This window comes from Corynebacterium tuberculostearicum, from assembly GCF_032821615.1.
In the GTDB taxonomy this organism is placed as follows: domain Bacteria; phylum Actinomycetota; class Actinomycetes; order Mycobacteriales; family Mycobacteriaceae; genus Corynebacterium; species Corynebacterium tuberculostearicum_H.
Map to the genome: position 1 here is coordinate 1 of NZ_JAVBIF010000029.1, position 9,088 is coordinate 9,088.

Sequence of the window (9,088 nt, forward strand, 5' to 3'; positions counted from 1 at the left end):
ACAGCAAGCCCAATCGGCTCCTCAAGGTACCCAAAACAACATCTACGAGACGAAGCAGAAGCCGTTCACACCCCCAAACAAGCCCACCCACGGAGTTGACAACCTATATAGGAACACCCCCGACGAGGTGACGAGAATCCCCTCGTCGCTGTCGGACGGCGGTTTCCCGACCGGTGGCCCGGCCACCGGCAAACCTCACCCGCGGCCGCCCGGGCCCTGTCCATGGCCAAGCCCGGTCTGGTGCCCCCGGCGCCAACGACTTCCGGTGCCGCCCCGGGACGGTGAATTGCCCGTCATCCTCATTCCCGGGACCGGGTCGTCGAACAGCTCATCGGTACCGGGCCTCGAACCACGGGCCCCGGGCGCACAGCGCAGCCGATCGCTTTGACGTCCACCCCGAGATGCGCCACGGATACTCCCGAAACGCCGGCAAAACGAACGCGCTTGCCTGGGAACAGCAGATCTCCGGTTCCATGCTGCTGAATGAGCTGACCATCGGCGACATCACTCGACCGGGCGTTCGGTACACCTTCCTGGGCACGCGGCACGACAATGCCGTGCTCCCCCACTAAAACTCCTTCGTGCGGGAACCCGGCGTCACCAACATCACCGTCCAAGACGTGTGCCCCGCCCACCGCACCGAGCACTACGGCTTCAATTACGACCCTGTCGCCCAGGGCATCGTCGAGGACCCGCTGACCGGGATGGCGTGGCGGGACCACTGCACCGGTACCGGACCGGAGCGATAGTCCTCGACGGACGAGGATCAGGCGCCCGGGGAGCCTCCCGTCCGGCACGTCCACGACTCGGCGTAGCGGCCGCCCTTCGCCAGCAATTCATCGTGCGTGCCCCGTTCTGCGACCGTCCCGTCCTCCGAAAGCACGACGATGAGGTCGGCATCGCGGACGGTGTGCAGGCGATGGGCGACGACGATCACGGTGTGATCGCCGCGCAACGCTTCCATCGTGCCGACAATCGCCCGCTCAGTGGCCGCATCCAGCGAGGACGTCGGCTCGTCGAAAAGCACCACCGGGGAATCCTTCAGAAGCGCCCGGGCGATGGCGACGCGCTGCCGCTCGCCTCCCGACAGCAGCGTCCCCTCCTCCCCCACCGGGTTATCCCACCCGGAAGGCAGCAGCTCCACGATGCGGTCCACCCCGGATCGCCGGGCGGCCTCGCGCAAGCGGTCTCCGTCGCCGGGCCTGGAACCGAATCCGGGGTCGGCGAAGACCACGTTGTCCCGCACGGACGCGTCGAAGAGGAACGTCTCCTGGAACACCGGGGTCACCAGCGAGTTCACGCCGTCGGTGCCGATCCGAGGCAAGGGCACCCCGCCAATGAGGATCTCCCCCGAGTCTGGATCATGAAACCGCGACAGCAGCCGCATGACCGTCGTCTTGCCCGCCCCCGAAGGTCCCACTATGGCGACCAGCACTCCCTGAGGTGCACGGAAGCTGACGCCGTCGAGGACCTTCTTCTCCCCGTACCCGAAGCTCACGCCGCGGAACTCCACGTCATGCCCGTCGGGCAGCTCCGGTGCGGCCGGTTCGGGAAGGGCGGGGATCGCCCGCAGGTCACGCAGCGCAGCCAACGTATTGCGGCCCGCGCCGAAACCGCCGGACAACGCTCCCGCCGTGGTGATCGGTCCGGTGAACTGGACGACCACAATGAGCATCGACGCCAAATGCGCCGGTGACATCCCGCCCGTCGCGGCGACCGCCACGGCGACGACCACCGCCGCCGTGAACACCGCATGGACGACCGAGCCCAACCGTCCGATGGCCGCGCCTTGCGTCGACGTCGCCTTCGCGAACGCATCGTGTTGGGCCTGGATCGCCTCATCCACCATCGCGTCCGCCGCCGAACCGTCGCCCGCGGCGCGAATCACCTGCTGGCCGCGGGTGAACTCGATCAGCCTGCCGGAGACGGCAGCGACGGCGTCAGCATGCGCTTCGTCCGACTCCCCGCCGACCCGGCCAATGGCCCGGTAGGCGAAGAAGAGCACCGGCGCCGACGCGACGAGAACCAACCCGACGCGCCAATCCACCGCCAGAATTCCGAGAGCGATGACGGTCGGCGCAACCACAGCAGCGATGACGGGCCGCAGGATCACGTGCGGCACGGACGCCGCGAACGCCATGCCCGAAGACGCCATCTCCGAAAAGCGGCCGGCCGTGGACTTGGTGACGTACCCGAGTGGCAACGTCAGCACGCGTTCGCCCAGGGAACGCAGCAGGGACGACAGCACCGCTGCGGAATTCGCCCTGCCGACCGTCCCCGCGGCGAGGGACAGCACCGCATGGGCGGCCGCGAGGCCGGCGATAACGCCGGTGAAACGCCACGCCGTCGCATCATCTCCCACGGCCAGAGCCGACAGCAGCGGCAGCAGCGCGACGAACGCCGCTCCCTGTGCCAGCGCGGCAAGCGCGGCCAACGCAATGAGCCACGCCAGCGTCATCTTCGAGCGCCGATCCGTCATCGACCACAAGTCCCGGATCATCGGTTCCCTGCCTTTTCATCGTCTGCTTCAGTGCCCCGCGGGGCGGATGGTTCGTCGTCGAGCGCGAACGCGCGCCACAGATCCCGGTAGCGGCCACCGCGCGCAAGCAACTCGTCGTGGGTGCCCGCCTCCGCGACCGCTCCCCCATCGAGAACGAGGATGCGGTCGGCGTTGCGGATCGTGCTCAATCTGTGCGCAATCACGATCACCGTCCGCGAACGAGCCAAACGCTCAATTGCGGACTGAATGAGGGCCTCGGAAGCCGGATCCGCGTAAGCGGTTGCCTCGTCGAAGATGAGCACCGGCGCGTCCGTGACAATCGACCTCGCGATGGCCACGCGCTGCGCCTCACCACCGGAAAAGGTCACGTCGACGTTGACCACCGAATCCAGGCCCTTCGGCAGCGCCGCGATGACCGTATCGAGGTTCGCGAGCTTCGCGGCCGCCATGATTTCGCCGTCGGTGGCGTCTCTCCTGGCCAGCCGGATGTTCTCCCGCAAGGGCAGCGTGAGCAACTGCGGATCCTGGAACACCACCGACACCGAACGGTGCACGTCGCGCACGGCGATGTCGCGAAGATCGTCGCCGCCCAGCAGCACCGAGCCTTCGACAGGGTCGTGGAAACGCGCCAACAGCCGGGCGACGGTGGACTTTCCGGAACCGGAGGACCCCACCAGCGCCGTGAGGGTCCCCGGTTCGAACGTCGCGGACATCCCGTCGAGGACCCGCGGCCCATCCCCGTAGGAGAAGACCAGGTTCCGAACCTCGAGCGCGCCTCCGTGCACGGGCACCGGCTCGGCGGACTCGGTGATCGGCGGCGTGCCCAGCACCTCCGCGATGGACTTCAGGGCGGCGATCCCCGCGATGATGGGTTCGGAGTTCATAGCCACCCTCACGATCGCCGCGGAGAGTCCAAGGCCGAGAACCAGCCCGGCGACGAGACCCTCCGGTTTGCCGCCCGCGGTGTCCCTCAAAGCGAGGCCAGCGCCGCACACCACTGCGAGGACCGTGATCGGGGACGTCACCACGTCGATGAGCCCGAGATAGATGTTCGACTGCCGGGACCAGGCGGACCACGCGCGGACGAACGACGACGCCGCGGCATCGTAGCGGCCCGCGCCCTGGCTGGCGCGTCCGAAGGACTTCATCACCGGGATGCCGCGCACCAACTCGATGACCGCAGCCGTCACTTTTTCAGAGGCTCGCTCGTAGTCGCGCTGAAGACCGGCTCCGCGCGAAATCATCACGCTCATCAGGGCGAAGGTGACCAGCACCGGGACGACCGCCACCGCCGCGATCCGCCAATCGACCGCGACGAGCGCGATGAGGGAAAGCAGGGGAACCAGCACCGCCACCACGGTCTCGCCGACGGTGTGACCCATGAGCTGGTGGACGGCCGCGACGTCCTTCTCAACCGACCCGATGATCCCCGACGAGCGCCGGGCGTCCAGCCAACCCAGCGGCAGCTTCCGGATATGGGCAACCAACCGGCGCCGGAGGTAGAGCTGCAGGTCGTTATCCGCCCGGTGCGAGAGCATGCCGGCGGCGCCGTCCGCAGCCATTCGCACCGTCGCGGCGACGACGATGACAACCACGGCCAACCACGTCCGATGCACCGGGGCCTCCGGGTACGTCATCGCGATGTCGATGATGCCGACCAGCGAAGCGACGGTAGCCACCGACGACAGGACGGACAACGCGACCACCGCACGCATCCGGGTCCGGATCGGGGCGAGCAGCGACCACGGGCCGACGGTCCCGTCCACGGCGCTCACTTCCCCGCCTCCCCGATCGCGCTTTTCTTCGCGAGAGTGCAGAAATACACCATGCCGGCGCGTGAGGCTCCGTCCAGCTTCAGCCCGTTGGCTTCGGCGAGGTCCTCGAGCTCGCTGCCCCGGAACACCCGGTGGCCCATCTTCGCCATGACGGCCATGTCGACCCGCTCGTTCACGTCGGGATCCTCGACGAACGTCTGCACGTAAGCGATGCCGCCGTCGGCGAGCAGCCCGGAGACCCTGCCGAGCGCGGCTCCCGCATCCTTCATTTGGTGGAGCGCGCCACACACCCAGATTTCACAGGCCCCGCCGGGCTCTCCCGCGAGCGGCGTGAGGATGTCGGCAACGTGGAATTCCGTCCGGGCCCCGAGCCCGTCGGCGGCGGCGCGTTCGCGGGCGATGCGGATCGCATTGGGCGACAGGTCGTAGCCGACGATGTTCGCCCTGCGATAGCGAGACTCAGCGGCGAGCGTGCGGGCGAGCCACCCGGTTCCGCAACCGAGATCGAGGACCCGGGCCGGCGCATCCGGCCCGGGATCCAGCGCACGGAGCTTCCGGTACACGGCGGCGGCGTCCATCGGTTCGCGCGCATAGCGGCTTAGGAACCTCGGCTGGACCTTGTCCTCGTAGGCCGCGAGGAGCCTGCGGTTGTTCTGGACAATCTGGGCGATCGACTTCATCTGGTTCTGTCTCCGGGTGTGTGGGCCGCGTCCACGCGGCGGTTTCGGGTTAGATGCTCGGATTCGCGGGCCGTCATGCAGACTCCCCCGGCCTCGTTTTCACGGCGATGCCCCACGCCGCGAGCACGGCGATACCAAAGAACCAGGCCGCGCAGACCACCAGACCCGCAGCCCCGGTACCGTTGACGGCCTCGCCGGCCGCGGATACGGGGGTGTGCCCGGCGATTCCGCGCAGGAGGGGACGGAAGTGGTCGGCGGGCATGAGCACCGTGTTGACGAACATCGCAACGATTATCAACGGGATAAGGGCCACGGATCCCTGGGGGCTGGTGATGGAGAACGCGATGTACGTGCCGGTGCATGCGGCCGCCGCGGCAACCATCGCGCCGGTCACCGTGATCCTCCACCACCAGGACACCTCCAGGGGGCCGTCGGAAAGCAAGGCGGCCACCGCCGCGACGACGATCGTCATCGACATGATCCGGATGAACTCGGCGATTATCCGTGCGGTCGGCACGGCCGCGTACGGTGCCGGCATTGTGATCAACCGCTCGTGGAGGCCATTGCTGCGTTCAACGAACACGGTGGACGATCCCGTGATGGCCAAGATGAACGCCCACGCCGTTACGACAAGGATAACCGCGTTCCGGAGTTCGAACTCTCCGGTGAGCTGCCTGACCAGGCTACCGAACATGCGGTTGACGATGAACAGGTACACGAGCGGAGCAATGAACGTCATGAACCAGAAGTCAGGGCGCCGCAGCCAAGTGTGGACGATGCGCCGCAGATGCACGAAAATAGCGTCGATCATGATTCGCTCCTCGAGGTGAACAGGCGGATGAACAGGACGATTCCGACGACCGTCGCGACACCGAGCCACAGGGCGGCCTCTTCCCCGGCGTGATTCGGGAAGGCGCCCGGGGACGCCGCCCTGATCACCTCGATCACCGGCGAAAAAGGCATGTGGCGCACGATGTCACGCAGGGAGCCGTCCACAGCGGTCGTCGGAATGAACGCGGTGGAGAACATGAGCAGCAGCATTTCCAGCGCCTGGATCGATGAGGCCGTCGACACCGGAGCGGGCACCATCAGGATCACCCCGTCCGTGACCAAGGACAGGACCGCGGCGGTGAGCAGTGACCACAGGACTGTCCACGCGACGTCACCGAGAGCCATGTCGAGGCCACAGGCCCACGCGACGATCAGCAGCGCCGCGATCGACGCGGACATCCGCAGCACATCGGTGGCGAGCCTGCCGGCGACATAGCCGCCCGTGGCCCCGGGCAACACGCGCACACGGTCGACGAGCCCGGATTCGACGTCCTGTCCCACCGCCATCGCCGACGCCGCGGCGGTGAACATCGCCGCCTGGAACAGGCAGCCGCCGAGCACGAAACGCAGGTACCCGAAGCCGGATTGCCCTGCCGAGTACCCAAACACCGCGTACAGGCACAGCAGGAAGAGGGGAGGAACGACGAACATGGAGATCAGCGACGCGGTGTTGCGTCGCAACAGCAGCAGATCCCGACGGAGGAACGCCGCGACCGACGTCGCACTCATCGCGCCGCACCCCCCGCGTTCATCGATATAAACACCTCGTTGAGGGTGGGCGGCGACACGCTCAGCGAATCCGGCAACGCTTCCGAGGCCTCCATCGCCCGCGCCACCGCCTCGAGGACCTGCGGTCCGGGGTCGACGTCGAGGGACACCAACTTCCCCGCGACGCGGGCGCGGTCCAGACACGCTCCCCTTAGGCAGCGGGCGAATGCCTCCGCCCCGGCGGCGGTGGCGAAGGACACGCGGAGCACGTGCGACCCGAAGTCGCGACGCAATTCCTCCGGCGTTCCGCTGGCGACGATGCGGCGGTCCTTGAGCAGATGGACGTGGTCTGCCAGCGCCTCCGCCTCTTCCAGGTACTGGGTGGTCAGCACCAGGGTCATTCCGTCGTCCCGCAGTTGCCGGATGAAGCCCCACAACTCTTCGCGGCTGACCGGGTCCAGCCCCGTCGTGGGTTCGTCGAGGAACAGCAACCTGGGCACGACGCACAGCGACGCGGCGATGTCGAGGCGGCGCCGCATGCCACCCGAATAGGCCGACGCCAACGTCGAGGCACTGTCCGCGAGCGAGAATTGCGCGAGCAGTTCCGTCGCGCGGGCGGCCGCGTCGGCGCGGTCGAGTCCGCGCAGACGCCCGAAGAACTCCAGGTTCTCCCGGCCGGTGAGGTTCTCGTCGATCGCCGCGAATTGGCCGGTGGTGGCAATGTCAGCGCGCACGCCCGCCGGATCCTCTTTCACATCGCGCGAGAAGATGCTCACCTCGCCGGAGTCTGCGGTGATGAGCGTCGACAGGATTCGGATGAGGGTGGTCTTGCCTGCGCCGTTGTGGCCGAGGAACGACACGATCGACCCGGCGGGCACGGTGAAACTCACGCCGTCGAGCACATGCTTGCGCATCCGGGCGCCGCGCTTTCCCTTGCGCCCGCCGTCCGGCGGAGCACCTGCCCCGCCTCCGGGCGCGGTGCCGGCTTTGCCCGCAATCGGGTAGCTCTTCGTGAGGTCGCGGACGACGATCGCCGCACCCCGTTCAGCTTGATCCGTCATCGTTTCTCCTTTTCTTTGGTGTCGCAGTGGGCCGCTGCCGGCAGTGGCCCCGTGGTCGGGTTGTCATGCGGCGTTTCGATATGGATGCCCGCATCGCGGGCGAAGGCGAGGACCGGTTCGAGGAGCCGGGGGTGGCCGACGAGATCCCGGCACCCCGGCGCGACCGGCTTCCCCGCGACCGACGCAACGGTGGCGGCGGCAATGGCCGCGGTCATTTTGTAGGAACCCGGGCCAGTCGCCCGGACGACGGTTGTCTCGGCCGCCGACCCCGCATCGCCCGCGCCGGCGGAGGACAGTGCGACGACCAGCTCGGCGGGTTGCGGAGTGCCCTTCGCCCGCGCCTTCCGCGACGTCACGGCCGCCCCGAGACGGGCGAGCAGACCGGAGACGACGGGCATCGCGTACAGTCTCGACGTGCGGATCTTCTCCACCGACTCATCGGGGAGAGCATCGAAGGCGACGTGGTAGGAATATCCGAGGATCGAGGGGCACACCTCGCGTACGACGTCGATGTCCGGGCATTCGTAGCCGATTCCGCTTTGCGACGACACCGGGTTGCGCCGCACTTCGACGATGGCGCCGCCGAGCATATCGCGGGTGGATGGTCGGCCACCCGCTGCGACCGGTGCGACGTGTACCAACCGCCCATCGTCCGTCTGCGATGCCACGGCGTCGCCGTCGCCCGTCCCGTCCGGGCCCGCGTCCCCGACTCCCCCTCCGGAGAGGGGTTCTCTGGTCGATCCACGTTTTCTGTTCATCGTCGCCGCCTCGCTTCCGTTGCCGATTCCCGATCGGGAACATAACTTGAAACAGTATTAGGTTAGGCAATCCTTATCTACTTATGCCAGACTCGAATTATTGACTTTGCCCCCGCTCCCCCCATTTCGTTGTTAGCAGTTCCACCTCAGGGCACCGAAGATTCATAGTCTGTCCACCCGATTGGGCGGGCTATGTTTATTTCCGTTCCCTCCGTCTGAAAGGACAGTGGAACTAGTCGCTGGCTTCGGTATGGCTTATTCCCGCCCCTGTCTGAAAATGATCCGGGGGTGATGCCGCCGAAGACAGTGACATACTCAAACAGCTCAATAGGAACCTGACCCAGCCCAGGTGGTACGAGGTCTCACAGTAATGTAGATGCCAGTACTAAGTATGTCCGACAACCCCAGCGATGAAGCTCAAATAGTCCAACTTCTAAGTCATCGCTAGGAGGCATACACCCATGGCCTATGACTTCGTCATTGGCGTAGACGTCGGCAAATACTTCCACCACGCCTGCGTCCTCGATCCCCAAGGCAGGCAAGTCCTGTCCAAACGCATCAATCAGCATAAAGGCTCGCTACGCAAGCTCTTCGGCCAATTCCTCGCCGACAACACCTCAGTCCTTGTCATTGTCGATCAGCCCAACAACATCAGCCGATTAACCGTCGCAGTCGCCCAACACATGGGGGCAGACGATCGCTCAACAAAAATTAAAGAACGCCCTATGGCAATCGTCTTTTGCATCGATCAGATTCCACGAGCGTTCCCGGCAAC

Annotated in this window: 9 protein-coding genes; 2 read left to right on the forward strand and 7 right to left on the reverse strand. The window is 66.5% G+C overall.

Features of this window, described 5'->3' with window-relative positions; genetic code table 11:
• Positions 1–401: 401 nt before the first annotated feature.
• Positions 402–572: a hypothetical protein gene (locus tag RAE09_RS11400; protein ID WP_154762578.1), complete on the forward strand. Its 171-nt coding sequence runs from the start codon at positions 402–404 to the stop codon at positions 570–572.
• A gap of 194 nt (positions 573–766) precedes the next feature.
• On the opposite strand, the gene RAE09_RS11405 is transcribed toward RAE09_RS11400, so the two are convergent.
• The 7 genes from RAE09_RS11405 to RAE09_RS11435 all read right to left on the reverse strand — a co-directional run bounded on the left by RAE09_RS11405 (position 767) and on the right by RAE09_RS11435 (position 8,223).
• Positions 767–2,500: an ABC transporter ATP-binding protein gene (locus tag RAE09_RS11405; RefSeq protein WP_005329286.1), complete on the reverse strand. Its 1,734-nt coding sequence runs from the start codon at positions 2,498–2,500 to the stop codon at positions 767–769.
• Positions 2,497–4,275, reverse strand: coding sequence for an ABC transporter ATP-binding protein (locus RAE09_RS11410; RefSeq protein ID WP_316981731.1), 1,779 nt, complete (start codon positions 4,273–4,275; stop codon positions 2,497–2,499). Before RAE09_RS11410 ends, RAE09_RS11405 begins: the two co-directional genes overlap by 4 nt.
• Entirely contained in the window at positions 4,272–4,955 is a 684-nt protein-coding gene (locus RAE09_RS11415) for a class I SAM-dependent methyltransferase (protein ID WP_034668635.1), read from the reverse strand. Before RAE09_RS11415 ends, RAE09_RS11410 begins: the two co-directional genes overlap by 4 nt.
• A 73-nt stretch (positions 4,956–5,028) precedes the next feature.
• On the reverse strand, positions 5,029–5,766 hold the full coding sequence (locus tag RAE09_RS11420; protein ID WP_250409443.1) for an ABC transporter permease: 738 nt from the start codon (positions 5,764–5,766) through the stop codon (positions 5,029–5,031).
• Positions 5,763–6,515, reverse strand: coding sequence for an ABC transporter permease (locus tag RAE09_RS11425; RefSeq protein ID WP_250409442.1), 753 nt, complete (start codon positions 6,513–6,515; stop codon positions 5,763–5,765). Before RAE09_RS11425 ends, RAE09_RS11420 begins: the two co-directional genes overlap by 4 nt.
• The gene (locus RAE09_RS11430; protein ID WP_250409441.1) at positions 6,512–7,555 is read right to left on the reverse strand and encodes an ABC transporter ATP-binding protein; all 1,044 of its coding nucleotides are present in this window, start codon (positions 7,553–7,555) and stop codon (positions 6,512–6,514) included. The genes RAE09_RS11425 and RAE09_RS11430 overlap by 4 nt, the downstream gene beginning before the upstream one ends.
• Positions 7,552–8,223: a hypothetical protein gene (locus RAE09_RS11435; protein ID WP_316981732.1), complete on the reverse strand. Its 672-nt coding sequence runs from the start codon at positions 8,221–8,223 to the stop codon at positions 7,552–7,554. The genes RAE09_RS11430 and RAE09_RS11435 overlap by 4 nt, the downstream gene beginning before the upstream one ends.
• A gap of 551 nt (positions 8,224–8,774) precedes the next feature.
• Here RAE09_RS11435 and RAE09_RS11440 point away from each other — a divergent pair.
• Positions 8,775–9,088 (forward strand): IS110 family transposase (locus RAE09_RS11440; RefSeq protein WP_316981733.1); only part of this gene is annotated, 314 nt, incomplete at its 3' end.

Excerpts from the sequence above, each read along its gene's own strand:
- RAE09_RS11405 (WP_005329286.1), bottom strand. The coding sequence starts at position 2,500 with ATGATCCGGGACTTGTGGTCGATGACGGATCGGCGCTCGAAGATGACG.
- RAE09_RS11415 (WP_034668635.1), bottom strand. The coding sequence starts at position 4,955 with ATGAAGTCGATCGCCCAGATTGTCCAGAACAACCGCAGGCTCCTCGCG.
- RAE09_RS11400 (WP_154762578.1), top strand. The coding sequence starts at position 402 with ATGCGCCACGGATACTCCCGAAACGCCGGCAAAACGAACGCGCTTGCC.
- RAE09_RS11420 (WP_250409443.1), bottom strand. The coding sequence starts at position 5,766 with ATGATCGACGCTATTTTCGTGCATCTGCGGCGCATCGTCCACACTTGG.
- RAE09_RS11425 (WP_250409442.1), bottom strand. The coding sequence starts at position 6,515 with ATGAGTGCGACGTCGGTCGCGGCGTTCCTCCGTCGGGATCTGCTGCTG.
- RAE09_RS11430 (WP_250409441.1), bottom strand. The coding sequence starts at position 7,555 with ATGACGGATCAAGCTGAACGGGGTGCGGCGATCGTCGTCCGCGACCTC.